Source organism: Streptomyces olivochromogenes, assembly GCF_021538895.1.
Taxonomy (GTDB): Bacteria; Actinomycetota; Actinomycetes; order Streptomycetales; family Streptomycetaceae; genus Streptomyces; species Streptomyces olivochromogenes_A.
This window is the reverse complement of record NZ_JADDRL010000003.1, coordinates 30,411-56,804: the sequence shown is the minus strand read 5'-3', so window position 1 is coordinate 56,804 and position 26,394 is coordinate 30,411. Positions and strand designations below refer to the sequence as shown.

Annotated in this window: 11 protein-coding genes and 2 pseudogenes; 7 read left to right on the top strand and 6 right to left on the bottom strand. The window is 71.5% G+C overall.

The annotated features are described in order from the left end of the window. The first annotated feature begins 4 nt into the window (after nucleotides 1-4). The 7 genes and pseudogenes from IPZ69_RS02215 to IPZ69_RS02190 all read left to right on the top strand — a co-directional run. The gene (locus tag IPZ69_RS02215) at nucleotides 5-3,802 is read left to right on the top strand and encodes an amino acid adenylation domain-containing protein (protein WP_235451906.1); all 3,798 of its coding nucleotides are present in this window, start codon (nucleotides 5-7) and stop codon (nucleotides 3,800-3,802) included. Next, nucleotides 3,799-4,854, top strand: coding sequence for a TauD/TfdA family dioxygenase (locus tag IPZ69_RS02210; protein WP_235451905.1), 1,056 nt, complete (start codon nucleotides 3,799-3,801; stop codon nucleotides 4,852-4,854). The genes IPZ69_RS02215 and IPZ69_RS02210 overlap by 4 nt, the downstream gene beginning before the upstream one ends. Nucleotides 4,855-5,102: 248 nt before the next feature. Continuing rightward, nucleotides 5,103-5,312: an MbtH family protein gene (locus tag IPZ69_RS02205; protein WP_235451904.1), complete on the top strand. Its 210-nt coding sequence runs from the start codon at nucleotides 5,103-5,105 to the stop codon at nucleotides 5,310-5,312. Between the two features lie 218 nt (nucleotides 5,313-5,530). After that, a complete protein-coding gene (locus IPZ69_RS02200) occupies nucleotides 5,531-6,490 on the top strand; it encodes a fatty acid desaturase family protein (protein WP_235451903.1) in 960 nt (319 codons plus the stop codon). A gap of 45 nt (nucleotides 6,491-6,535) precedes the next feature. Next, nucleotides 6,536-9,868: a non-ribosomal peptide synthetase gene (locus tag IPZ69_RS02195; protein WP_235451902.1), complete on the top strand. Its 3,333-nt coding sequence runs from the start codon at nucleotides 6,536-6,538 to the stop codon at nucleotides 9,866-9,868. A 167-nt stretch (nucleotides 9,869-10,035) separates the two neighbouring features. Next, nucleotides 10,036-10,414 (top strand): annotated as a pseudogene (locus tag IPZ69_RS48050) (hypothetical protein); the annotation flags it as partial. A 240-nt stretch (nucleotides 10,415-10,654) separates the two neighbouring features. Continuing rightward, nucleotides 10,655-10,747 (top strand): annotated as a pseudogene (locus IPZ69_RS02190) (IS5/IS1182 family transposase); the annotation flags it as partial. On the opposite strand, the gene IPZ69_RS02185 reads toward IPZ69_RS02190, so the two are convergent. From IPZ69_RS02185 to IPZ69_RS02160, 6 genes are read right to left on the bottom strand one after another with little or no spacing between them, the layout of a single operon-like run. After that, nucleotides 10,748-12,460: a carbamoyltransferase N-terminal domain-containing protein gene (locus IPZ69_RS02185; protein ID WP_235451901.1), complete on the bottom strand. Its 1,713-nt coding sequence runs from the start codon at nucleotides 12,458-12,460 to the stop codon at nucleotides 10,748-10,750. A gap of 55 nt (nucleotides 12,461-12,515) precedes the next feature. After that, nucleotides 12,516-15,764 carry an aminotransferase class III-fold pyridoxal phosphate-dependent enzyme gene (locus tag IPZ69_RS02180; RefSeq protein WP_235451900.1) on the bottom strand — a complete coding sequence of 1,083 codons (3,249 nt, stop codon included), beginning with the start codon at nucleotides 15,762-15,764 and terminating at the stop codon, nucleotides 12,516-12,518. Between the two features lie 22 nt (nucleotides 15,765-15,786). Next, complete coding sequence (locus IPZ69_RS02175; protein ID WP_235451899.1) at nucleotides 15,787-18,345, bottom strand: type I polyketide synthase; 2,559 nt, start codon at nucleotides 18,343-18,345, stop codon at nucleotides 15,787-15,789. Next, nucleotides 18,338-21,691 carry a non-ribosomal peptide synthetase gene (locus tag IPZ69_RS02170; RefSeq protein WP_235451898.1) on the bottom strand — a complete coding sequence of 1,118 codons (3,354 nt, stop codon included), beginning with the start codon at nucleotides 21,689-21,691 and terminating at the stop codon, nucleotides 18,338-18,340. The genes IPZ69_RS02175 and IPZ69_RS02170 overlap by 8 nt, the downstream gene beginning before the upstream one ends. Nucleotides 21,692-21,696: 5 nt before the next feature. Further along, nucleotides 21,697-23,103, bottom strand: a complete 1,407-nt coding sequence (locus tag IPZ69_RS02165; RefSeq protein ID WP_308407419.1) for an acyltransferase domain-containing protein — start codon at nucleotides 23,101-23,103, stop codon at nucleotides 21,697-21,699. After that, on the bottom strand, nucleotides 23,100-26,330 hold the full coding sequence (locus IPZ69_RS02160; RefSeq protein WP_235451896.1) for a non-ribosomal peptide synthetase: 3,231 nt from the start codon (nucleotides 26,328-26,330) through the stop codon (nucleotides 23,100-23,102). The genes IPZ69_RS02165 and IPZ69_RS02160 overlap by 4 nt, the downstream gene beginning before the upstream one ends. Between the last annotated feature and the right edge of the window lie 64 nt (nucleotides 26,331-26,394).

Below are 26,394 nucleotides of genomic sequence, written 5' to 3'. Positions count from 1 at the left end.
CATCATGACGAGCGTCGAGACCTGGCAGGAGGAGGGCTACCAGCTCTCCCCGCAACAGCTCGCCCGGTTGGGCGAGGCCCGGAGCACGGCGGTGCGCACCGTCCGCACCGCCACCCGGATACCGGTGCCGGAGCTGAAGGCCCGGATCGCGACGGCGGTCGCGACGCACGAGAGCCTGCGTACGCGGTACACCGAGTTCGCGGGGCTGCCCACGCTCGTCCAGGTCGTGGATCCGGTGGGCCCGGTCGCGATCGAGCGGTCGGGAACGGATCGCACCGTGTTCCGTGCCGGCGCGCTGACCGTCGAGCACGCACTCGGTCCGGACGGCACGCGGCTGGTTCTCACCCTGCCGCGGCTGAGCGTCGACGACGCTTCCTGGACCCTGCTTGTCGGCCTGCTGCTGGAGGACGCGGTCGCCGCGGCCGGGGAGACGGTGCTGCAGTACGCCGATGTCGCCGCCTGGCTCGGTGAAGTGCTGGACGAGTCGGCGCAGCCGCCGGTGGCCGACGAGGCGGCGCGGCAGTTGTCGAAGCCGTCCTCGGCGCTGCCCTTCCTCACTCCCGTCGCCCTCCGGGACGCGGCCGCCGAGCCGGTGAGCGCCTCGGCCGTCGTCGAGGGGCCGGCTCTGGAACGGCTGGACGAACTCAGCGGACGGTGCGGCGTGAGCGAGGCGGCGGTGCTGCTGGCTCTCTGGCGCTCGCTGTACGGCCGGTACTGCCGCGACGCCGACGCCCCTGTGCTGGTGCTGGCCGACGGCCGGTCCACGGAAGGCCTGGAGAACGTGCTCGGCCTGTTGGAGCGTCCGGTACCGGTGCGGCTGGAGATCGGCGCGGACACCCCGGTCGCCGACGCGCTCCAGGCGTCGCAGGACGCGCTCCGCTCTGTAGCGGCGATGGAGAACCAGATCGACCCGGGGACCGCGGCCTCCGTACACCATGCGGCGGACGGCTGCCCTCTCTCGTACCGGCACCGTCTGGACCGGTGGGCCGAGGAACTCTCGGCCGGTGCGTCCGTCCACGAAGCTCCTGGTGCGCTGCACCTCGACTGCGTGCGCGGGTCGCGGAGCCTGCGCCTGACCTTCGTCGGCGGCGCGGGCCGCGTCGCCCAGGCCGACTTGGACCTCGTCGCGGAGGCGTTCGGACATCAGCTGACCGATCTGCTGTCCGGTGGCACGGAGCGCGCCGTCGGCGGCCTGCGCCTCACCGCGCCGAACGCGCCGAACGCCGAGGCCGGGCCCCGTGCGTCGTACGCGTCGGTGCTCGACCGCTTCCTCGCGCAGGCGGAGCGTACGCCCGCGCTGCCCGCACTGCGCTGCGGCGAGACCGTCGTGTCCTACCGGGACGCGGCGCAGGGCGCGGACGCGGTGGCGCACCTGCTGCGCGAGCACGGCGTGCGGGCCGGGCAGCGGGTCGCGCTGTTCGTTCCTGCCTCGGCGGAAACGGTCGTCGCGATGCTCGGCGTCTGGCTCGCCGGCGCGGCGTTCGTCCCCCTCGACCCCACGTGGCCGCAGCAGCGGATCGAGACGATCCTGCGGGAGGCCGACCCCGCGCTGCTGCTCACCCCCGATCCGAAGACCGATCAGCAGGCCTCCGTCCGCATCGTGTGCACGGCCGACGCGGTCGTCGACCCGGGGCGCGCGGTGACTTCCGGCGCGGCGGCCACGGGCGCCGCCTATGTGATCTTCACGTCGGGCACCTCGGGGCTTCCCAAGGGCGTCGTCATCGGGCACGAGCAGCTGTCGCACTACGCCTCGGCGATCGGCGAGACGCTCGCCCTGTCCGAGGGCGCCGAGTTCGCGGCGGTCTCCACCCTCGCCGCCGACCTGGCCTACACGGCGGTCTTCCCGACCCTGGCCGGCGGTGGCTGCGTCCAGATCGTCCCCACCGAGACCGCCACGAGCCCCGCGGCTCTCACCGAGTGGTTCCGGGGGAGCCCCGCGGCCGCGATGAAGCTGGTCCCCTCGCATCTCTCGGCGCTGCTGGCCGAGGCTGCCGATCCGCTCGCGCTTCTGCCGAGCGAGGTGCTCGTGCTCGGCGGCGAACTGCTGCCGCGTGCGTTGTACGAGCGGCTGCGAGAGATCGCGCCGTCCTTGCGTCTGTACAACCACTACGGCCCGACCGAGTCGACGGTGGGTGCCGCATGCCTCCCGCTGGACGCCTCGATCGATGAACGCTGTTCCTCAATCCCGGTGGGCTCCGGCCTCGGGGCGAACGTCCTGACGGTGGTCGACGCGGGGGGTGCCGCGCTGCCGCCCTGGTGCCCTGGTGAGGTGCTGATCAGCGGGCCCGGCGTGGGCCTCGGCTACCTCGCGCGGTTGCGCGAAGGCGGGTCGGGCTTCGGTACGGCGGACACCGCGGACGCCCACCGGACCGGTGACCTCGGCCGCCTGGTGCCCGGCAACGGCATCGAGATCCTCGGCCGGATCGACGACCAGGTGAAGCTGCGCGGATACCGCGTACAGCTCGGCGAGATCGAGACGCTGCTGGCGGATCGGCCAGGCGTCGGCGCCGCGGCGGTCGTGGCGCGCGCGGACGCCGACGGACTCGTCACGCACCTGGACGCCTACCTCACCGCCGCCGGCGGAGTGGACATCTCCGTCGAGGACGTGCGGGCAGCCGTGGTTCTGCACCTCCCGGCCGCCCTCGTGCCGACCGGGTGGCAGGTGCTGGAGCGGTTCCCGCTGACCCGCAACGGCAAGCTCGACCGCCGCGCCCTCGCACCGATCGCGCCGCCGAAGGCCCGGGCCGGCCGGCCGCGCGACTCGGTGGAACAGCGTCTGCTGGCGATCTGGTCCTCGATCCTCGACCAGGACATCTCCTCCCCCGACGCGGACTTCTTCGAGTTCGGGGGACAGTCGCTGCGTGCGATCAAGCTCATGGCCCAGATCAACAACGCCTTCGGCCTGCGCCTGCCGATGTCCGCGGTGTTCAGCGCCCCAACCGTCGCGGCGATGGCGGAGCTGGTGCGCAGCAGCGACGTCCAGGACTCCAACCTGGTCCCGCTGCGCGCCACCCGCGGACCGCATGAGCAGGCCCCGGTCTTCTGCGTCCACCCCGGCGGCGGCAACACGCTCAGCTACTGGGAGCTGGCCCGGCTGATACCGGCGGACCGGTCGGTCTACGGCATCGAGGCCTGGGGTCTGCACGGCAGGCCGCCGCAGGACGACTTCGCCGCCATGGCCGAGGGGTACGCGGCGAACATCGCGGCCGTCGGCGATACGGCTCCCGTGATCATCGGCTGGTGCTTCGGCGGCATCATGGCCTACGCCACGGCCCAGGCGCTGCGCCGTTCCGGGCGCGAGGTGGCGCAGCTGATCATCGTCAACTGCGGCGTCCCCGGTGACGCGGAGAGCGCCCTGGCGCGGCAGCCCGCCGACCATCTCCTGCGCCGCTTCGCCTTCCACTACCAGCTGGACCTGCCGGAGGGGCCGCTCGGTCATCTCGGTCATCAGGAACTGCTCAAGGCCATGCAGGACGTCGGGCGGCTGCCTCCCGACTCCGGTGAGGCGGAGCTGCGGAACCTGCTGGACGTCTACATGACCAACATGACTGCTCTGGACCGCTACTTCGTGCAGGAGCAGGCCGAACTCGGCCGAGCCGACTTCCCGGTGCTGCTGGTGCGCGCCGAGCCGGCCGACGAGCCGCAGGATCCGGACCGTACGTGGGGCTGGGGATCGGTGGTCGGGCCTGAGCTCGGCTTCGCCTCGGTGGCAACGACCCACCACGGCATCATGCGACAGCCCGCGGTGGAGGAACTCGCCGAGCTGATCCGACGGGAGATCGAAGTGAGGACCACGACATGAACGACAGCACTTCCCGGACCCCGGGCCCCCGCTCCCTGCTGGGCGCGACTCGACGGCAGGTGCGGATACCCGGCGGAGATTCGGTGAATATCGGCTTCCTGCCGGAGTCACCGACGACCCCCGTCCTCATCACGCCGGCCGGTCCCGGCGTCGACCTGCCCGGCTGGCTGCGCGCGAACCGGGAAGAACTCGAAGCACGGCTGCTGCGGCACGGCGCGGTCCTGCTCCGGGGGTTCCACGCCGGTTCGGTGGAGAAGTTCGAACAGGCCGCCTCGGCGATTTGCGGCACCCTCTTCCCTGAATACGGGGACCTTCCACGAGAGGGCGAGTCGGCCCGCGTATACAAGTCGACGCCGTATCCGGAAGACCTCACGATCCTGTTCCACAACGAGAGTTCGCATCTGCCGCAGTGGCCGATGCGGCAGTTCTTCTCGTGCATCGTGGCCCCGCAGTCCGGTGGTCAGACACCGATCGTCGACTGCCGGACGGTTCTGGCCCGGATGCGTCCGGAGCTGGCCGAGCTCTTCGCCACCAAGAAGCTCCGTTATGTCCGCAACTTCATCGAAGGCGTCGACGTCAGCTGGTCGCGCTTCTTCGGCACCGACGATCCCGCCGAGGTCGAGCGCAAGTGCGCCGCGGAGGGGACGAGCTTCGAGTGGACGCCGGACGGAGGCCTGCGGACCTCGCGTCAGGCCGAGGCGGTGCTGCGCCACCCGACGACCGGCGAGACCGTGTTCTTCAACCAGCTGGCGCTGCACCACCCGTCGTCGCTGGACCCGGAAACGCGCTCCTCGCTGCTGGAGATCTGCGGCGATCAGGGGATGCCGCGCAACGTCTTCTGGGGCGACGGCACTGTCATCGACGACGCCCTGGTGGACGAGGTCCGCGACCTCATGGACCGGGAATCGGTCGCCTTCTCCTGGCAGGAGGGTGACGTCCTCGTCATCGACAACATGCTGGTCGCGCACTCACGCAGTCCCTTCACCGGGCCGCGGAAGATCGTGGTGGCGCTCGGCGACATGACCGGCGAGTCCGTGCCTGCCATGAGCTGAGCTCGGTTGGAGATCTGGGCGCAGACCACCTGGGTGGCGCGGCAGGCAGCAGTTCGCCGCGCCGCCATCGCCGCCTGCCTTCGTTCCGGCGGCGATCAGGAATAGCGATATCCCATTACACCGACGCCGGTGTCCCGCCGGCGAGACACGCCCAATGCGAGGCCAATTATTCAGCTGCCGCAACGGTGACGGCTGGTTATCGTCACTGTTACGCTGACGGCCGTTTGATCAATTCACCAGGAGAATCCGTGGCAAATCCGTTCGACGATGAAGAAGGCGCATGCCTGGTTCTGGTGAACGACGAGAACCAGCATTCGCTATGGCCCGCCTTCAGCGCGGTACCGGCAGGCTGGAAGGTGGTGTACGGCGAGGAAACTCGCAAGAACTGCCTTGAATACGTTTCCGCGCACTGGACGGACATGAGGCCGGCCAGCCTGATCAGGGCGATGGGCGAGTAGCGTGCGGACCCTCTTGGACAATACGAGCGTCAGCATCGACGACAATTTCCTGGAAATCGGCGGCAATTCCATTGTCGCCATCCGCCTCGGGTAGATCCTGAGCGAAAAACAGTGCTCGACACTTCTAAACTTCGTGCCTCATCCACACGAAGTCGCTGATGCCTGCCCAACTGCCGCAGCGATCTCACGGGAGGCTGCCACAGGGGAAGGTGCCAAAAATGACTTCCGACGCAAGCACGGCGTCGCCACAGGGCCTGTTCCGACGGGCCAAGGTGAACGCCGTCGACGAGCGGACGTTCATCTTCAAACTCTTTGTCGCGTACGCCCTTTGGGCGCTCGGCGTGGCGCTCGCGCTGTTCACCGGGCTGTGGCCGCTGCGGGTGCTGGGTGTCATATTGATCGGCGCGATGTACGCACACTGGCTGGAACTGCAACACCAGTGCCTGCACCACTCGGCATTCCGGCGCGCCCGCCGGCACCGGATCGCCGGCGTCCCGCTGGGCGTGCCCATGCTGGTCTCGTACAGCCATTACCGCGTCCTGCATCTGCAGCACCACCGCTATCTGGGCACCGACCAGGACTCGGAGTTCTTCGGCTTCGACTCGCGTCAGCCCGTCACCTGGGGGGCGCTGGTCCGCGAGGCCCTGGCCTTCGGCCGGCTGGGTGGCGCGGTCGCGGACGTCGTGCGCGCCTGGACCGGTTCCTGGACCTACGACTCCGGCCAGATAGCACCGGCCCGCAAGCGTGAAGTGGTCGCCGAATACCGGCTGTTCAGCCTGCCGATCCTCGCGGCCGTCGCGCTCGCCGTGCTCGGCCAGGGCGAACTGGTGCTGTGGGTGTGGCTGTTGCCCTTGCTGGTCGCGGTGCCCCTGCACTTCCTCGTCGAACTGCCCGAGCACATCATGTGCGACAACTCCAGCACCGACGTGCTGACCAACACCCGCTCCATCACCGGCAGTTGGTTCAGCACCTGGTACACCAACGGCAACAACCTGCACATCGAGCACCACGCGGCCATGGTCGTCCCGATCAACCAGCTCCGCGAGCGCCACGACCTGACGCTGTCGTACGCGAAGCACACCTCCCCCAGCTATCCGCAGTTCTTCCGCGCCATCGCCAAGGAGGCCGCCGCCAACGGCCAAAAGGCCCGTGCACAGGACGGCACCCGTGCCGAGTAGCACACGTCGCGCATGCATGGGACGCACTCACGAAGGTAGGACGGCATGAGCGACACCTCGGAGCGGCTGCGCGAGCAGTCCCCCGCCCAGAACGCCCTGCACACGCGGCGGCTCGAGGAGCGCACCGCGGCGGCACCGGGCGGGATCACCAGACGCCCGGCGGGCACGGGCGCCCCCTTGTCCTTCGCACAGCAGCGCCTGTGGTTCCTGGACCAGTTCGGCTCCGGGAACGCGGCGTACAACATGCCGTACTCGCTGCGGCTGTCGGGTCCGGTGGACCTGGACACGGCGGTGCGGGCCTTCCAGGCCCTGGTGCGGCGGCACGAGACCCTGCGGACCACCTATCCCTCGGTCGACGGCGAGCCGGCGCTGACCATCGCCCCGGTGGACACCCACGTCTGGGAGCCCCGGGTCGTCGACCTGCGCGGCGCGGACGACGCCGAGGAGCAGGCACGGCGGCTCGCAGCCCAGGACGCGCGGGCGCCGTTCGACCTCGGCCGGGGTCCGCTGCTGAGGGTGACGCTGGTGGCGCTCACCGAGCGGGAAACCGTCGCGCTGATCAACCTGCACCGCATCGTCGCCGACGACTGCTCGATGACGGTGCTGACGGACGAGTTCTGCCATCTGTACGACGCCTTCCGCACCGGCGGCGCCGATCCGCTGCCGCCACTCCCCGTCCAGTACGCCGACTACGCCCACTGGCAGCGCGAGCAGTTCACGGACGGTGCGGCGAACCGGGTGGCGCACGGGTCGGCGTACTGGCGTAAGCGGTTCAGCGGCGAGCTGCCCAGCCTGCGGCTGCCGACCGACCGTACCCGACCGACCGTGCAGACGTACGCGGGCCGGACCCGGTCCTTCACCCTGTCCGCCGAGGTGACCGCCGGGCTGCGGGAGCTGGGCGGCGCCGCGAACGCCACCCTGTTCATGACGCTGCTCGCCGGATACGCGGCCCTGCTGCACCGCTACTCGGGCCAGGACGACATCGTGGTGGGCACGACCGTGGCCGGACGTCACCGGCCGGAGACCGAACCACTCGTCGGCCTCCTGGCGAACACCCTGGCCCTGCGCACGGACCTGGCGGGCGACCCGACGTTCCGCGAGCTGCTCGCCCGTACCCGGCAGGCGTCCACCGCGGACTTCGCCCATCAGGACGTACCCTTCGCGCGTGTGGTCGAGGAGGTGCGGCCGGACCGCGATCTCAGTCGCGCCCCGCTGTTCCAGACGATGCTGTCACTGCACGACGCCCCCCGGCCCACGCCGGACCCGGCGGGGCTGCGCGTCAGTTCGTTCAGCGGCGAGGGCCGGACCACGGCGCTGCACGACCTGAGCCTGCACGTCGTCGACGAGGGCGACCGGCTGCGCTGCGCATGGGAGTTCAACGTCGACCTGTTCGCCGACGCCACCATCGAGCGGATGGCCGCCCATTTCGAACGGCTGCTGCTCGGCGCCGTGGCGGACTCCGACCTGCCGCTGTCCCTGCTGCCGCTGCTCTCGGAGGCGGAGCGGGCCGAGCTCCTGAACCGGGACAACCTGATCTCCGTCGAGGTCGCCCCCGACACGTGTGTGCACCACCTGTTCGAGGAACACGTCCGCGCCACCCCCGACGCCGTGGCGGTGGTGGACGGCGAGGACCGGGTCAGCTACCGCGAACTCGACCGGCGGGCCGGGATCATCGCCGCCCGGCTGCGCGCGCTCGGCGTCGGCCCGGAGTCCCGAGTGGGGCTCTGCGCGCCGCGCTGCCCCGACTCGGTGGCGGCCCTGCTCGGCGTCCTCAAGGCGGGCGGCGCGTACGTGCCGCTCGATCCGGCCCACCCGGTGGACCGCCTGCGCTACGTGCTCTCGGACGCCTCCGTACGCCTGCTCCTGACCCGCCACGACGTGGTGGCCTCGGTACCCGGGCTCACCGAAGGGGTGAGCGTCGGCTACGTCGACGACTGGCTCGCCGAGGGCGCCGTTGCGACGCAGGACGAGCCGGCCGCCGTCCCGCCGGTGCGGCACGCCGAACCGAACGCGGACAACCTGGCGTTCCTCGTGTACACCTCGGGCTCGACCGGCCGGGCCAAGGGGGCGATGCTCACCCATGGTGCCCTGATGAGCGCCTTCCGCTCCTGGGAGCGGGTCTACGGCCTGGGCACGGTGGTGCGCCGCCATCTCCAGGCCGCGAACATCGCCTTCGACGTGTTCACCGGCGACATGGTCCGCGCGCTGTGCTCCGGCGGCACGCTGGTGCTCTGCCACCGTGAAGCGCTGCTGGATCCGGCGCGGCTGTACACGCTGCTCCAGCGGGAGCGGATCGACTTCGCCGACCTCGTCCCGGTCGTCATCCGCCGGCTCAGCGCCTATGTGGCCGAGCAGGGGCGGATGCTGGACAACTTCAAGGTACTGGCCGTCGGCGCGGACATCTGGTTCATGCAGGATTACTGGAACCTGGCGAAGCTGTGTCCTCCCCGCACCCGTCTGGTCAACTCGTACGGCGTCACCGAATCGACCGTGGACAGCAGCCTGTTCGAGACTCCGATGCCCGAGCGCGGTGACGAGGAGCCGGTGCCGATCGGACGCCCGCTGCCCAACACCCAGTTCTACGTGCTCGACAACCGGCTCCAGCCGGTGCCCTTCGGAGTGAACGGCACCCTCTACATCGGCGGCCTGGCCCTGGCCCGCGGCTACGTGGGGCGCCCCGAGCTCACCGCCGAGCGGTTCCTCGCCCACCCCTTCTCGGACAGGCCGGGAGCTCGCCTGTACAACACCGGCGACCTGGCACGCGTGCTTCCCACGGGTGACGTGGAGGTGCTGGGCCGGGTGGACCGGCAGGTCAAGCTGCGCGGCTTCCGGATCGAGCTGGAGGAGGTCGAGTCGGTGCTCGGCCAGCACCCGGACGCCCAGGACGCCGCCGTGATCGTCCGGGAGGACGCCCTGGGTGAGCGGCGCCTGGCCGGTTATGTCGAGCCGCGGCCGGGACGCAGCCCCGACCCGGTCGCTCTCCTCCAGTACCTGCGCACCCAACTGCCTTACTACATGGTGCCGTCCACCATCACGCTGCTCGAACGGATACCGCTGAACGCGAACGGCAAGCACGACCGCAAGGCTCTGCCCGCTCCGGCGCCCGTGGCGGATGCGGTCGCGCGGCCTGCCGCCGGATTCGCCACCGCCACGCAGGAGCGCGTGGCGCGGATCTGGTCACAGGCGCTGGGGGCCGACGTGGTCACCGCCGAGGACGACTTCTTCCAGCTCGGCGGAGACAGCCTGCTGGCGCTGCGGATCCGGTGCGCGCTGCGCCGCGCCTTCGACGTGGACCTGCCACTGATCACCCTGTTCGCGGCGACGACGGTGGAGGAGCTGGCCCACCGCGTCGACCTCGCCGCGTCGACACCCGCTTGATCCGGGGCCCCGGACGGGAGCACCGCAGGCGGTCCTGCTGACGGGCGCGACCGGCTTCCTCGGCGCCCATCTCCTCGACGGAGTCCTAGCGCTTCGCCGAGCTCGCCGACCGGCTCGACGCCTTCCACCACAGCCGCGCGAGGCTCGGCTTCCCGCTGCCGTACGAGATGCTGCGCGCCACCAGCTGTCCGCGGCCAGTCGGAGGACAGCGAACGCGCCCAGCTCACCGGTATGCGCGGGGTGGCGGACTCACCGCCGATCGACGGCGGTTACGCGAACGGATCCGGTACGAGGCAGGCGAGCGGTTCGCTCGCGATGAGAAGACCGTGTTGATCGCGAAGGATCTGCGGGTGAGTGAGCGGTCGGTGGAACGCCGGCGCCGTGCCTGGCGGGAGGGTGGGATGGATGCTCTCGCCTCGACGGGACCGTCGAAACTTCCCCCCGCTGTCCGATGGCCAGTTCGCCGAGCTGGAGGAGGAGTTGGCCCTGGGGCCGGCCGAGTACGGCTGGGAAGACCGGCGTTGGACTAGATCTCGCCTGCCCGTCCAGGCCGTTCGCACGAGCTGACGGCGTCCACCGGGTCGTGAGCTCACGCCGACCCAGCAAACCGTCAACCACCGGTCGAGCGCGGCGTCGCACGCCTGAACTGGCGCATCTAGCGGCAGCGCTGAAAGAGCTCCCTGAACGATCCCGTCGCACCGTTACCGATCAGAAGGGCCCGGCGGCCTTCGGCCGCCGGGCCCTCGCCCAACGCCCAACGCTCGGCGCTCGGCGCTCGGCGCTGGGCGCTGGGTAGTGGATCGAAGTATCGGCTGGATCATGACGCACCGCCGGCTCGCCCGCGACTACGAGACCCTCACCACCAGCGCCGAAGCCCTTTCAGAACGCCGAGTCTTCCCGCTGGTACAGGACGCCCTCGCTCCACACCAGGTCGAGCTGGCCCCACTCGATCGCCGACGCGACATCGGGGAAGAAGCTGCGGCCGTTGTAGTTCGCGCTCGTGTTGCACAGGACCGGGATGCCGCTGCACTTGTAGTACTCGCGCAGGATGGCGTGCAGGTTCGGGTCGTCGGACGCGTTGACGGTCTGCAGCCGTGCGGTGCCGTCCAGGTGCATGACGGCCGGGACGCGGTCGATCCACTCGGGACGGACCCAGTGTTCGAACAGCATGTGCGGGTCCGGCGTGCCCGGGTCGAAGACGGTCGGGGCATGCTCTTCCAGGCAGATGGGCGCGACCGGCCGGAAACGCTCCCGGCTCTTCACGTCGTTCAGGAGCCTCTTCATCGACGCCTCGACCGCCGATGCGACGATGCTGCGTCCGCCGAGCGCGCGGGGTCCCAGTTCGGCACGGCCGTCGAGCACGACCGCGGGCTGGCCGGTGGTGTGCAGGATCCGGGCCAGTTCCTCCGGCGTGCAGGGCGAGGTGCTCCAGCCGCGCGGCACGTCCGGCGTCGGTTCGAGAGCCGGGCCCAGCCGGGTGCCCCACTGGATCGGCCGGAGCCCGGAGCCGCCGGCCGCGGCCAGGCAGGCCGTGCCGATGGCGACGCCGGAGTCGTCCGGGAACGGCGGCACCCACATGGCCTTGATCGTCGGGTGGGAGCGCAGGGCGCTGTTCCACTTGATGTTCAGCGCGCAGCCGCCGGCGAAGCACAGGTTCCAGGCGCCGCCGCCCTTCCACGCCTGGATCTTCTTGGTCACCCGGTCGATCAGCAGTTCCTCGAGGAACGTGTGGACGCTGGCCAGTACGTCCTCGTCGGAGACCCCGAGCGCGGCGGTGCGGGCCTGCACGGCGGAGAGGAACTGGTGCACATAGGCGTGCGACGGCTCACCGGTGCTGCCGCACCCGATGATGGCCCGCCGGTACTCCCGCACGCGCGGCGAGTCGGCGTCGAAGTACTCGAAGAACTCCTCGCGGAAGACCTGCTTGATCTGCTCCTGCGAGGTGCCCAGGGCGATGTACGCCATCATCTTCCCGGCCACGGAGAGGTCGTCGACGTTCTTCGACTTGTTCTGCCGCTTGAACGGGCCCCAGTACTGCGAGGTCATCGAGTAGGTGTGGCCGATGAGCGGGAACGCCTCGCCGCCGGCCTCGATCCGGCCGTCGGCGTCCACGCAGTACAGCCGCGGGAAGCAGCCGCCGTCCCAGACCAGCACCATCGACGGCTCGCCGCGGCGCGCGAACGGGCTGGTGCAGTAGGCCGAGGCCAGGTGGCCGGCGACGTGGACGTAGCTGTCGTAGTCCAGCGCCTGGCCGCCGATCACGATCCGGCCGCGGTGGCCCGGCAGCGCCGGGTCGGGCACCAGGTCGGTCTCCCGGTAGGGGGCGACCAGGACCTCGGTCTGGATCCCGCCGGCGAGCACGTTGACGCGCCCGCCGGCGGCGCCGTCCCAGCCGTCCAACGCCCATGTGCCGATGTCGCCGACCTTGAGGCCGAACTTGTCCATGACGCCGACCAGGTCGTCGAGTTCGTCGACGTTGCTGTACCGGGCGCCGTTGGCGATCTTCTGCATCTCGACGTTGAACACCAGACGGTCCTCGTCGAGGATCGCGATGCCGCCGCTCTGCGTGAGCTTCAGGCCTGCTGTGATCATGGTCTTGCGGCTCCCGTATGTCCGAGGGCTGATGTGGTCGTGTCGGAGGTGGTGCTCAGAGGTCGTCATGGTCGGGCCGGTCCAGCTGGGCCAGTGGGCGCTCGCCGTGCGCGACCAGGCCGGCGAGCAGGTTCTGGTAGCGGCGCGCGACGTCGGCGGCGAGTTCGGGGGCGACGACGTCCGTCGCGATCTCGAAGTCGCACCGGAAGCCGTCCGCGCCCTCGATGATGTTCAGCGCCAGGGGGTGGCCGGTGTGAATGATCGGCAGCGGGTCGGCCTCCGACACCGTGAGCCCGTCCATCGGGGGCGCCGCCACGCGGCGGTAGAACGAGACGGACGTCGCGAGCAGGTCGGCGCGCAAGCCGGTTCCGGGCGCGAGCTCCACGAGCAGGTCGGCGAACGGGTGGTCCTGGGTCTCGAGCCCGGTCACGAGGTGCTCCATGACCTCGGCCACGTAGTCCGCGGCCAGGACGTCCGCCGTCCGTCGCAGACGCAGCGGCAGCAGGTTCGAGCAGTACCCGACCACCTGGTCCAGCTCCGGCGGGCGGCGGGCGGCCAGGACCGGGACGACGATGTCGTCCTGCCCCGTCACCTGGTGCAGCACGGCGCCCCAGGCCGCGACCAGGTAGGCGAACACCGTCGCGCCCTGCTCTCGGGCGGTGTCGCGCATCCGGTCGCAGAACTCGGAGTCGAGCCGGACGCTGTGCCGCACGGCCCTGTAGGGGAAGGGCCCGGACGTTCCGGACCCGGGCAGCTCCGGAGCCGCCGCGCCCTGGAGCAGAGTGCGCCAGTAGTCCTGGTGCTCGGCGGCGTCGGGGCCGCCGACGACCCGCTCGTGCCACGCGGCGTAGTCCCGGAACTGCGCCGCGGGCGGCAGCAGGGGCCTGACATCCTGACAGCCGGCGTTGTACAGCGCGACGAGGTCGTCGATCAGGACGCTGAACGACCAGCCGTCCACCGCGGCGTGCGCCCCGGAGATCAGCAGCAGATGCCGCTCCGGAGCGGTCTGCACGATCGCGGCGCGGAACACCGGCCCGGCCGCGAGGTCGAGCCGCTGCTCGGCCCAGGACTGCCGGAAGCGGTCGAGGTCGTCGTCGTCCGGGCAGACGTGTTCGGTCAGAACCTCGTCCAGCACCGTCTCCGCGGCAGGACGCACGACGAGCGTCACGCCGTCGGCAGCGAGCGTGGTCCGCAAGGTCTCGTGCCGCGCGACCAGGCCCTGCACGGCGTCGCGCAGCGCGTCCCGGTCCAGCCGACCGTCCAGCCAGAAGCCGACGGACATCTGATACGCCGGCACGCCGCCCTCGTCCAGTGCCGCCTGCTGCCGCTGCGCGAGGGTGCTGCGCGGCGCGGGCGGCGACACCACGGCCCCGGCCGGGGCCGCCCGGCCGAGGCCGAGGACACCGTGCTCCCGCAGCTCGGTGACCGAGTCGCGGACCGCTGCCCGGATGTGGTCGAGGTCCGCCTGCTCGTGCGCCGTGGACAGGAAGAAGTTGCGCAGCTCCCAGACGAACACGCCGCGGTCGAGCAGGTTGAAGTACAGGGGGTCCATGTTCTGTTCGTGCTCGAACCGGAAGAACGAGGAGAACCGGCGGACCTCGATCGGCACGTCGAGCTCGCGGAAGTCGGCGTTCAGCCGGTCGACGAACACCTCGGTCTTGCGATCGAGGTCCCGCTGCAGGGCCGGGCCCTCGCCGCGAAGGTGGTTCAGAACCGCCCGGGCCGCCACCATGGTCATCGGATGCTGACTGAACGTGCCGGCGAAGAAGGTGGACTCGGCGGTCGGGCGGGAGTCGTCGCCGAAGTCCCACACGCCGCCGTCGATCGTGTCCATGATCCCGCCCCGGCCGGCGATCACGCCGATCGGCATGCCGCCGCCGATGATCTTGCCGTACGTGGCCAGGTCGGCCTCGATGCCGAAGAGCCCCTGGACACCGGCCGGGTGGCAGCGGAAACCGGTCACCATCTCGTCGAAGATCAGCTTCGTGCCGTGCCGCCGGGTGATCTCCCGAACCCGGCGCAGGAACTCGGGGTTCTGCACTCCGGGGGTGCGGAGGGTCACCGGCTCGGTCATCACCGCGGCGAGCCGCGGACCGTGCCTGTCGATGAACTCCAGGGCCTCGTCGGTGCCGAATTCGAGCACGTGCACGTTCTCCACCGCGCGCGCCGGGATGCCCGAGGTGATCGGCCGGGTGGTCCGCACGCCGTTCTCGGAGGAGGCCGCGGCGAGCACGCTGTCCGCGTGACCGTGGTAGGCGGTGGAGAAGACCACGACGTCGTCGCGGCCGGTCGCGGTCCGGGCGATGCGCAGGGCGGTCATGACCGCTTCGGTGCCGGTGTTCAGGAAGGCGACGCGCTCCATGCCGGTGAGTTCGATCAGGCCGGCGGCGACCTCCTCGACCACCTCGGTGCGCGAGGCGATGACGTAGCCGAGGTCCAGCCGCTCGCGCAGGGCCGCCATGACGGCGGGCGGGTTGTGCCCGAGGAGGTGGACGCCCCAACCCAGGGTGAGGTCGACGTACTCGTTGCCGTCGATGTCCCACAGCCGCGCGCCTTGCCCGCGTTCGGCGACGATCGGGTACAGCAGCTCCTTGGTCGTCGGCCGGAAGCCGATGGACGAGCGGCTGTCGGCGACCAGCGGGCGGAACCGCTGGGCGAACTCCTTCGAGCCCTTCGTCCTGCTGCCGAACCGCTCGGCCAGGACCTTGAGATACCGGGCACGCTCTTCCGACTCCACGAGGCCGGCTCCGCCGCGCGCACCGGGTGCGAGCGGGGCGGCCGGCCGGGATGAGGCCGGTCGCCCTGCCGGACGGGCTGCGGGCGCCGGTTCGACGAGGACCGGTCCGGCGCCCGAGGCGGCACCGCCCGCCAGGAGTTCGAGCTGGCTTCGCATGACGGCGAGCTGTTCGGTGATCAGCCGCTCGACCGCCGTCGTGGCTCCGGGCGCCGACACGGTGTCGGCCGAAACCGGCGCCACCGGCGCGGGTGCGAGGGTCCGCGACACGTCGACGGCCGCGGCGATCACAGCACCGGTGGCCGGGGTCGCCGCGGCCTCCGGCGGCGTCCCGGCCGCCGTGTTCGCCGCCAGGTGCGCCGCCAGCGCGGCAGGCGTCTGGATGTCGCCGAACAGCTGCCGGAGCGAGACCTTGCGGCCGAAGCGTTCCTCGACCAGCCGCAGCATGCCGAGCAGCGCCATCGAGTCCGCACCGAGTTCGGTGAACGAGACGTCCGGATCCAGCGCGTCCGGCCGGATGTCGAAATAGCCGCCGACCATCGCGACGACCTCTGGGAGCAGTGGCTCCACGGTGTTCTCCTCGTGGTTCACGTCAGCCGACCCGGGCCAGGTGCGCCGCCAGGCGGTCGATCGTCGGGTTCTTCAGCAGATCGATCGTCGGCAGGGGGACGCCGAGCTCCGTCCCGATCCGGCGGGCGAGCCGCACGGCGAGCACCGAGTCGTCGTTGATGTCGAAGATGCTCTGGTCGTAGCGGTCGACCTCGGTGCGCAGCACCTCGGTCCACAGCTTCGCCAGCAGCCGCTTCAGCTCCTCGCCGCGCGGCGGACCGGCGGGGGCCGCCGGCGGCGCCTCGTCCGGTTCGTCCAGCCGCAGCCTGCTGCGATACAGCGGATGTGCCGGCAGCGGGACCCGGTGGGGCTCCTGGCCGGACCAGTCCGACCAGTCCACCGGCACACCCGCGGTCCACAGTCGGGCCGCGTCGTGGAGCAGCCGCGCCACCGGCGACGGCTCGGAGCCGCCGTCCGGGCCGAAGTCCCCCGGCAGCGGTTCGGCCGGGGTTCCGATGACGACCACCGTCGCCCCGTCCGCGGTCCGGCCCGCGAAGGCCTCGGCCAGCCGGCCGCCCTCCCACACGTCCCGAGTCCAGTGCAGCGGGTCGAGGGCTCGCGACTCGGGCAGCTCGCCGCCCACGACGGCCGACAGGATCGGGACGCGCGGGACCCGCGGCCGCACCTCCGGCGGGCCGTCGAGCAGCCCGGCCCGCCAGGACAGCAGGGCCAGCGCCTCGGTCTCGTCGAGGACCCCGCTGAAGCAGGCCGCGAGGACTTCACCGGCTCCGGCGCCGCCGACCGCGTCGGGCCGCGCGCCGGATTCGGCCCACAGCGTCGCGAGCACCAGTGCGGCGGTCACCCGCGCGGCCGGCGGACTCTGCGCGCCGAACAGGACGCTGTCGGTGGACCGCTGCGCGATGTCGGCCACGGGCGGCACCCGCTCGGCCAGCACCCGGAAGTCCTCGACCGGGACCTCGCCGAACAGGAACGACACGGCCGGGGCGGCCTCCGCCGTCGGCGCCGCCGCGGCCCCCGCGGCGATCGCCCGCAGTCCGGCCACGGCGGTGGCGTGGTCGTCCGCGACGACCGCGCGGCGATACGCGAACCCGCGCCGGCCGGCCCGCAGCGTGTAGTCGGCGCCGGCGAGGTCGGGGGCGTCCGGCCGCGCCAGCACGTCGGCCAGCCGGCCGGCCAGCTCGCGCAGCGCCCGGTCGCTCTTGGCGCTCACCGCGAGCAGCCGGGGACCGGCGTCCGGCGTCGGCCGCGCGGGCAGCGGTGGCGCCTCCTCCAGCACGACGTGCACGTTGGTGCCGCCGATGGCGAACGAGCTGACCGCGGCCCGCCGCGGGGTCGGGCCCGGCTGCCATGCCATCGGCAGGGTATTGATGTGGAACGGGCTGCCGGCCAGCTCGATCTCCGGGTTGGGCCGGGTGAAGGTCGGGTGGCCGGGGATCTCCCGGTGCCGCAGGGCCAGCACCGTCTTGATGAACCCGGTGATCCCGGCGGCGGCGGCCAGGTGCCCGACATTCGCCTTGACCGAGCCCAGCGCGCACTGCCCGGGCTGGGCGCCGCCGGCGAGGAAGGCTTCGCTGAGAGCGGTGAACTCGATGGGGTCGCCCAGGGCGGTCGCGGTCCCGTGCGCCTCGACGTACGTGATGGTGTCGCTGTCCACCCCGGCGACCGCGTGCGCCTCGCCGATCACCGCCCGCTGCCCTTCGACGCTCGGGGCGGTGTAGCCGATCTTGTCGGACCCGTCGTTGTTGACCGCCGATCCCTTCAGCACGGCCAGGATCCGGTCGCCGTCCTCGATCGCCTCGGCCAGCCGCTTCAGGGCCACCAGGCCGACGCCGTCGCCGAACGTGGTGCCGTCGGCGTCCGCGTCGAAGGGACGGCACCGGCCGTCCGGGGAGAACATCATCCCCTCGCGGTACACATAGCCCGGATACGCGTTGGCGATCACCGAGACGCCGCCGGCCAGCGCGATGTCGCATTCCCCCGCGATCAGGCTCTGCGCGGCCACGTGCACCGCGACCAGCGATGTCGAACAGGCGGTCTGCACGGCGACGCTCGGCCCCTTCAGACCCAGCTTGTAGGAGATCCGCGTGGTCAGATAGTCCTTGTCGTTGGCGACCATGAGCTCGATGCCGTCGTAGGTCAGGAGGTCGCAGGACCGGGCAACGACGTTCGTCAGGTACGTGTTCATCGCCGCGCCGGCGAACACCCCGACCGCCTGGTCGCCGGCCCCGCCGGAGTAGCCGATGGTGTCGAGCAGTTCCCACGCGACCTCCAGCATGATCCGCTGCTGGGGATCGATCAGCTTCGCCTCGCGCCGGGTATAGCCGAAGAACTCGGGGTCGAAGTCGAAGACGTCGGGCAGGATGGCCGCTCGCCGGACGTAACGCGGGTCGCGGAGTACCCGCTCGGGCACACCGGCCGCGAGGAGTTCGTCGTCGGTGCAGGTGGTCAGCAGCTCGTCCCCGGCCCGCAGCCGGTTCCAGAACGCGTCCACGTCGGGGGCGCCGGGAAACCGGCCGCACATCCCGATCACGGCCACGTCGTTCGACCGGATCGTCACGTCGATCTCGTCGGCGTCAGGCATTCTTCCCGCCCCGTTCCCGGGCCCGCAGGCGCGCGTCGCGGACCGTGTCGTCCGCCCGTCGGATGCGTCGGCTCGACGTCCGATCCCGGTCGCGGCCCCCGCCTGTGCCGACGTCGGCGGGCGCGGCATCGGCCCGGCCCAGGCGCGCGGCCAGACTGGCCACGGTCGGATAGCGGAACAGCTCGGACCCCTTCAACGGCGGGTCCGCGGCGTCGCCGGCGAGCAGTTCGTAGACTTGCAGCAGCATCATGGAGTTGCCGCCGAGATCGAAGAAGTTGTCCTCGCGGCCGATGTCCTGGCGCTGCAGCACCTGCTGCCAGGCGGCCGTCACCCGGCGCTCGCGGTCGCTCGGCGCCACGGCGGCGCCGGTTCGAGCGGCCACGCTCGCGAACTGCTCGGCCAGTCGCGCGCGGTCGACCTTCTGACCGGCGTCGAGCGGGAACGCGTCGAAGAACCCGATCGCGGTGGGCACCATGTAAGGCGGCAGCGTGGAACGCAACTCCGCTCTCAGGGCACCTTCCGTCACGTTCCACCCCGGCTCGGGAATCACGCAGGCGACGAGGCGGCTGTCGTCGACGCCCGCGCCGACGACCAACGCCGTCGACCTTCTGACACCGGGCACCTCGTCCAGCCGGGCTTCCACGCCTTCCAGCTCGACCCGGAACGCGCTGAGCCTCACCTGGTTGTCGGCACGTCCCAGGATTTCCAGTTGCCCCCGGGTGTTGACCCGCGCCAGATCGCCGGTGCGGTACAGCCGGCCCTGCGGCTCGAGCGGGCTGTCGAGGAAGCGTTCCTTCGTCAGCTGCGGCTGGTTGACGTAACCCCGGCCGACGCACTGTCCGCCGATGTGCAGTTCGCCGGTGAACTCCGGCGGCACGGGCTGCCCGTGCTCGTCGAGGACGTGGACCCGGGCGTTCGCCAGCGGGAGTCCGACCGGCACGCTGGTTCCCGCGCAGTCTTCGGGCCGGACGGGCTGCGCGGTGGCCCAGACCGTGGTCTCGGCCGGGCCGTACGTGTTCCACAGCGTCCCGCACCACTCGCGGACGGTCCGGGCGAGCGGCGCGGGCAGAGGCTCGCCACACGAGAAGACGTGCCTCAGCGCCAGCTCCTGGGTCCCGGTCCGCCGGACCACGGCGGACAGGCCGTGCAGGGCGGAGGGGGTCTGGACCATGTGTGTGACCCGTTCCTCGACGAGCAGCGTGTGGAAGAGGTCGGGCGATCGGGCCGCCCCCGACGGCACGACGACCAGGCACGCCCCGGCCAGCAGGGTGCCCCACAGCGACAGATCGGAATCGGCCGGGTGGAAGAACGCCCCGACCGCGGTCTCGTCGATGACGACGTGCTCACGTATCGACTCCAGCAGCGTCAGGACGTTGCCGTGCTCGATGTCGATCCCCGTGGGCGTCCCGGTCGAGCCGCAGGTGTAGACGGTGGAGGCCACATCGTCGGCTCGCGGCAGGTCGCCGGGCTCGCCGGCCGGCGGCAGCTCGGCCTCCGGCATGACCAGGACCGGCACCGCGGCACCGTCCAGCAGACCGGCCAGGTCCGGCTGGGTGAGCACCACGCGCGCTCCGCTGTCCTCGAGCACCGTCCGGCACCATGCCGCGGGATGGGACGGGTCCAGGACCACGTAGGCCGCCTGGGCCCGCTGGACCGCGACGATCGCGGTCACCGTGTCGAGGGAGGGCTCGAGCAGGAGGGCGACCCGGCTGCCCGGCCCGACGCCCTCGGCCCGCAGCCGGGCCGTCCAGCGCCCGGCCAGCTCGTCGAGCTCGGCATACGTGAGCTGGTCGCCATCGCAGCGCACTGCCGTTCGATGGGCGTGCTGCTCCGCGGCCTGCCGGAATCGGGCCGCCAGGCTGTCGTCCGGCGCGACGGACACCGGCACGGGGTGCCGGTCGGCGCCGTGCCCGGCCTCGGTCAGGATCGGCAGCTCCGTCACACCGCGGTCCGGGCCGGCGACCGCGGCCCGCAACAGCGTCGCGTAGTGCTCGGCGGCACGGCCGGCCGCGGCGGCGGAGAAGACGGACTTGCGGTACTTGAGCACTCCGACGAGCCGGTCGCCGTCATGGACGACCTCGAGGGTGAGCTCGAACTGGTTGTCCTGCTTGGCCAGCGGGAACGGCGCCGCGGACAGTCCGGCCCAGCCAGCCGGGGACGCGCCCTCGTCGGCCACGTGGAAGGCGGCGTGCGCCGGATGCCGGCCGGACTTCTGGTAGATGAACATCGCCTGGAAGATCGGATTGCGGCCGTCCACCCGGCGCGGCGCCAGCTCGCTGACGAGCAGCTCGAACGGATAGTCCTGGTGCTCGAACGCCTCGGCGACGGTGCGGCGGGTCCGGCCGAGCTGCTCGCGGAACGAGACCGCGTCGCTCAGGTCTGCGCGCAGCACGACGGAGTTGACGAAGTTCCCGACGCATTCGGCCAGCGCCGGGTCGGTGCGGCCGGCGAACGGGCTCCCGACGAGCACGTCACGCCGGCCGGTGTAGCGGCCGACCAGGACCTGAAAGGCCGTCAGCAGTACTACGTAGGGCGTGACCGCTTCCGCCTTGGCCAGCGCGAACACGTCGGCGGCGAGGTCCGCGGGGATGGGGAACACGAGCTGATCGCCGCCGTCGGCGTCCGCCGGGTCCAGATCGAACCGGGGCCATTCGGCCAGCTCCAACTGACCGGACAGCTGGGAGTGCCAGTAGGCGCGGGCCCGGGCACCCCGATCGTCGGCGATCAGCTCACGCTGATACGTGACGAAGTCGCTGTACGGATCGTTGCGCCCCGACAGCCCCGCCGGGCGCCGTTCGACCTCGGCGGCGTAGAGCTGCTCGAGTTCGGCCAGCATGGTGCCGAGCGACCAGAAGTCGCACACCACATGGTGGGCTGCCAGCAGAACGACCGCTTCTCCGGGCGCCACCCGGTACGCCCGCGCTCGAAGGGGAGACCCGGTCACGAGGGCGAACGGCTCGCGATAGGCGGCTCGCACCGCCTCCTGGAGTTCTCCGTCGGTCCACTGATGCGCGTCCAGTTCGGCGAAGTCGGGTTCGAGCCAGCCGTGGACGGTCTGACGGCCCGCGGTGCCGTCCCCGTCGTCGGCGCCCGCCCGGCTGAAGGTGGTGCGCAGCGCCGCGTGCCGCCCGACGAGCGACTGCAGCGCGCTGTGGAACGCGGCGGAGTCGAATCCGCCGGTGAACCGGGCGGTGAGGGCGACGTTGTAGGACGCGCTCTCCGGGTCCATCTGATGCAGCATCAACATCGAGCTCTGCGCGTACGAGAGCGGATGCTCCGTGCGTGCCTGCCCGGCCCGTGCCCGAAGCGCCGTCTCCAGCTTCTTCCGGAGGTCGTAGTCAGTCATGAGTGTCACTCCTCGGTCGATCCGACGGGGGTGGAAGGGTCTGGGCCGGCCCACAGAGGCAGGAGGGCGTGCAATTGGTCCTCGGTCAGCGCGTCGAGCGAGGCCAACAGCCGCTCCGCCTCCTCCGGCGAGATCTGGTCCGGCCCGCCCGCCTCCGCACCGGTCCCCGCCCCGAGCTCGAGCCCGAAGACCTCGACCACCGGCCGGCCGGCGTCGTCGACGACCGAGACGTCGACGACCTCTCGCGCCGTCTCGCCCACCCGGTGCCGGACCACCGCGACTCCGGAGCCCGCAGCGCTCGCCGACTCGTGGATCACGACCCGCTCGATCCGGAACGGCAGCTCGGTGGACGGCGCCGGAGCCGGCCGATCCGCTCCCGGCCGATCACCGACCGTCCGCCCCGTCGCACGAAACGGCGCGTGGTACCTCACCCAGTCGACCGGAATCCCCGCCTCCTCCAACCGAGTCAGGTGCTCCAAGACCGTCACCGAATCCGGTGTCCGCGGCGAGAGCCCCGCCAGCCAGAGCTCACCCCCGTCGCTCTGCGCCCGGCCGGCCGTGGTCAGCGTTCGTCCGGGCCCCACCTCCAGGAAGACCGTGCAGCCGCCGTCCATCAGTGCACGAACTCCCGCCGTGAACCTGACCGGTGAGGTGAGCTGCCGGCCCCAGTACTCCGCGCCGAGTTCCCCGCCCACGGCCCAACCCCCGGTGAGGTTCAGCGCCACTGGCACGGCCGGGGTCCGGTGCCGGATCCGGCCCGCCGCCGCGACCAGCGCCGGGACGGCCGGGGCGACCAGCGTCGAGTGGAAGGCGTGGGTGGTCTCCAGCGGGATCGTCAGCCAGCCTCGCCGTTCGAACGCGGCCGCCAACTCCCCCATCGCCGTGTCGGTCCCCGAGACGACGATCCGCTCCGGGGCGTTGTACGCGGCCACCGACGCCGCGCCGCCGTGTGCCGCGACCAGGCGTTCCAGCTCCACCGGGTCAGAACCGCCCACGGCGACCATCCGGCCGGCGCCGGGCACGGCCGCGAAGGCCCGGCCGCGGGCGCTGACGAGTTCGAGCCCTTCCTCGACGCCGAACACCCCCGCCACACAGGCGGCCGCGTATTCGCCGAGACTGTGGCCGACCACCGCGTCCGGTCGCACCCCGCACGAGGTCCAGAACTCCGCCAACGCGACCTGCACCAGGAAGACCGCGGGCTGGAGCAGCTCGGCCCGAGTCTGGGCGGCCGGGTCGGCGAAAACGTCGAGCGGGCCGACGCCGGTGAGCCGGCGGAACTGATCGGCGTGCCGGTCGATGGCCGCGCGGAACAACGGGTGCTCGCGATGGAGCTCGACGCCCATGCCGACGTACTCAGAACTCTGCCCTGGGAACAGGAACCCGGTCCGCGGCCGGGTTCCGGCCGCCGTCACGAGGCCCCCCTGCGCCGCAGCGCCGGCCGGGCACTGCTCTCGGCGGCCCCGAGCCGCGCCGCCATGTCCCGCAGCGACGCCGCGTCGAAGACCACGCGGACACTCAACTCGCACCCCATGACGCTGCGGACCCGGCTGGTCAGCTGCATGGCGAGCAGCGACGTCCCGCCGAGGGCGAAGAAGTCGTCGTCGAGACCCGCCTCCGGCAGGTCCAGGACATCGGCCACGATCTCGCACAGCTGCCGGCCCCGCGTGTCGGCCGGCGATGCGACGGCAGGCTCCGCGCTCGACGGCCCGGCACCCGACGGCTTGACGTCCGCTGGTTGATCGCTCGACGCCATCCGCTCCGCCAACGCCCGGCGATCCAACTTGCCGTTCGCCGTGATCGGGAAGGCGTCGAGCAGCTCGACCCGGTCCGGCAGCATCCCGGACGGCAGCCGATCCCGCAGAAACTCCCGCACGCCGGCGGTGGTCGGCGCGTCCCCGCCGCCGTCCTCCAGCACGAGACACGCCACCAACTTCGCCATCCGCGTGCCCTCGCCGGTCGCGACGACCGCGGCGCGGGCCACACCCGGGTGGCCGAGCAACGCGGCCTCCACTTCGCCCGGCTCCACCCGCACGCCCCGGACCTTGACCTGATCGTCGACCCGCCCCAGGAACTCCAGCTGCCCGTCGGCCCGCAACCGGCCCTTGTCGCCGGTGCGATACATCCGCTGCCCTGGGAGCGGGCTGAACGGGTCGGCGACGAACCGCTCGCTGGTGTACGCCGGCTGCCCCGCGTACCCCTGACCGACGCCGAGCCCGCCGATGCACACCTCACCGGTGAACAACGGTGGCAGCAGCTGGAGTTGGTCATCGACGATGTAGAGCCTCGAGGTACCGGCCGCGCGCCCGGCCACCTGCCGCGGCTGCCCGCCGATCTCCCCCAGCGTCGACTCGACGGTGCACTCCGTGACGCCGTATGAAGTGAACGCCAGGAGCCCGGGCTCCTCGTGCAACCGCTGCCACAATCGCTCGGACGCCCGCTCGTTGCCGGTCACCAGGATCTTCGGCCGATGCGGCAGCTCCAGGAGCCCGGCGTCGACCAGGATCTCCAGCTGACTGCAGCTCATGTCGAGCACGTCGATCGCCGACTTAGGATCCGCTCCCCGGGCCAGCAACCGGGCCGGGTCCAGACGTTCCTCATCGTCGATCAGCAGCAGCCTGTGGCCGAGGGCCGCCATGGCCAGGAACTGGTTGACGAACACGTCGAACGTCACGGCGCTGAGTCCGCCGATGTTCGCCTGCCGCCCCGCGGGCAGCCGGGAGTACATCCGCGCGAGCTGAGTGGCGGCGAGCGCGACCACGCCCGCCTGGTCGACCACGACGCCCTTCGGCTTCCCGGTGGAACCCGAGGTGAACACGACATAGGCCGGTGCGGCCGCCGGGCGGCGCGCGCCGCCGAAGCCGGACTCCCCCGATGCCGTGGCCGCCGACGCCGCATCCGCGCCGAGCCCGGCGACGGAGACCGTGGCCACCTCCGCGAACGACTCGTCCGCGATCAGCAGCGTGACACCGGCCTCGGCGAGAAGCATCCGGCGCCGGTCCTCGGGCTGCTGAGCGTCCAGCAGCGAGAAGGCGCCACCGGCGCACCAGGTGGCGAGCATCGCGGCGATCAGATCGAGGCGCCGATGCAGGCAGATCCCCACCACGGTGCCGGTCCGCACACCGCGGGCGCGCAAGCCCACAGCCATCGTCCGCGCCCGGTCGGCCAGCTCGGCGAAGGTGGCACACTCCGCGCCCGCGCGCACCGCCTCCCGGTCGGGAGTGGCCGCGGCGGTCGTTTCGAAGAGCTCCCACCCCGAGGCCCACCGCCCTGCGGCGGCGCCGTCGGACGTCTCCTCGCCGGCGCCCAGCGCCAGTGTGCGCGCCAGTCCGTCCTCGTCGAGCATCGGGATGCTTCCGAGCGGGGCGCCCGGCGTCCGGATCAGGGCCTTCAGCAGGGATCCGTACGCCTCGGCGAACCGCTGCATGGCCGCGTCGGAGAACCGCCGCCGGTCGTACTCGACGGTGACTGCCAGCTCGCCGGCCGGCCGCTGGACCCGCAGATTCAGGATGAAGTGCAGTCCCGTCTGATCCGCCGGGTCCGGCACGGCCGCGACTTGGAGGCCGTCCAGCGCCCAGACCTGGGTCGGGTCGATCGTGTCGTACTCGATATTGGCCTGGAACAAGGGATTGCGGTCGGCGTCCCGTTGCGGGGCCAGTGCGTCCACGACGACGTCGAACGGCACGTCCTGGTAGTCCAGCGCGTCCTGGACCGTGTCCCCGACGCCGGCGACGAACTCTGTGAAGGTCGGCGTCGACCGCACCTGGGAGCGCAGCACCACCGTGTTGGCGAAGAACCCGATCGTCCGGAAGAACTCCGCGTGCGGACGGCCCAGCATCTGCGCGCCGACCGTCACGTCGCTCGCCCCGGACCAGCGGCGCAGCAGGATGAAGTACACCGCGAGCAGGCCGGTGAACGGCGTGATCGACTGCTCCTTGCAGAACACCTCGAACTCCGCCGCCACGTCCGCGGGCAGCGGCACCGGCAGTCGGCGCCCGACGGCGCCGGCCGGGTTCTCCGCGCCGTCCTCGAGCAGCCGGGCCGGCTGGACGCCGGCCAGCTGCCTGAGCCAGTGGTCCAGGCCCTCGCGGTCCAGGCCGGCAAGCTGCTCCGCCGAGCAGAAGTCAGAGTATGGAGATATCGGCTCGGCGAGGGCGGGCGCGTCCGGGTCGGCATACGCCAGCCGGAGTTCTTCGGCGAAGACCTGCGCGGAGATCTCGTCCATGACGATGTGGTGGAACACGAAGGCCATCAGGTGCAGGTCGGGGAAGATCCGGATGACGATCACCCGGCCCACCGGCCCGACCGCGAGGTCGATCGGGGCGGCGACCCGGCGCGCGGCTTCGGCGTCCGCCCAGTCCCGGCGCTCGGCCGACGACTCGCCCTCGGCCTCGACGACCTCGATCGCGACGCGGAATGCGTCGGCGTCTCGTACCACCTGAAGAACTTCGCCGTTCCGTTCGAGGTACGTCGTGCGGAGCGCGTCATGCCGGCGGTACAGCACCATGAGCGCCCGCTCGAGGCGGTCCATGGAGAGGTCGCCGCCGACGCTCAGCACAGCCTTCCAGATGTCGGCGGTGTCATCCGGTCGCAGGATCCAGGAGAAATACATCCGTCGCTGCGCCGACGATGCGGCGATCATTCGGGAATGACCTCCGGTCGAGGGGCCACCGTCTGAATCCGACATGACCTGACCATTGTTGTAC

Bases quoted from the DNA above. Each gene is read 5' to 3' on its own strand.
- IPZ69_RS02215 (WP_235451906.1), top strand. From the start codon at position 5: ATGACGAGCGTCGAGACCTGGCAGGAGGAGGGCTACCAGCTCTCCCCG.
- IPZ69_RS02210 (WP_235451905.1), top strand. From the start codon at position 3,799: ATGAACGACAGCACTTCCCGGACCCCGGGCCCCCGCTCCCTGCTGGGC.
- IPZ69_RS02200 (WP_235451903.1), top strand. From the start codon at position 5,531: ATGACTTCCGACGCAAGCACGGCGTCGCCACAGGGCCTGTTCCGACGG.
- IPZ69_RS02195 (WP_235451902.1), top strand. From the start codon at position 6,536: ATGAGCGACACCTCGGAGCGGCTGCGCGAGCAGTCCCCCGCCCAGAAC.
- IPZ69_RS02185 (WP_235451901.1), bottom strand. From the start codon at position 12,460: ATGATCACAGCAGGCCTGAAGCTCACGCAGAGCGGCGGCATCGCGATC.
- IPZ69_RS02175 (WP_235451899.1), bottom strand. From the start codon at position 18,345: ATGCCTGACGCCGACGAGATCGACGTGACGATCCGGTCGAACGACGTG.
- IPZ69_RS02170 (WP_235451898.1), bottom strand. From the start codon at position 21,691: ATGACTGACTACGACCTCCGGAAGAAGCTGGAGACGGCGCTTCGGGCA.
- IPZ69_RS02160 (WP_235451896.1), bottom strand. From the start codon at position 26,330: ATGATCGCCGCATCGTCGGCGCAGCGACGGATGTATTTCTCCTGGATC.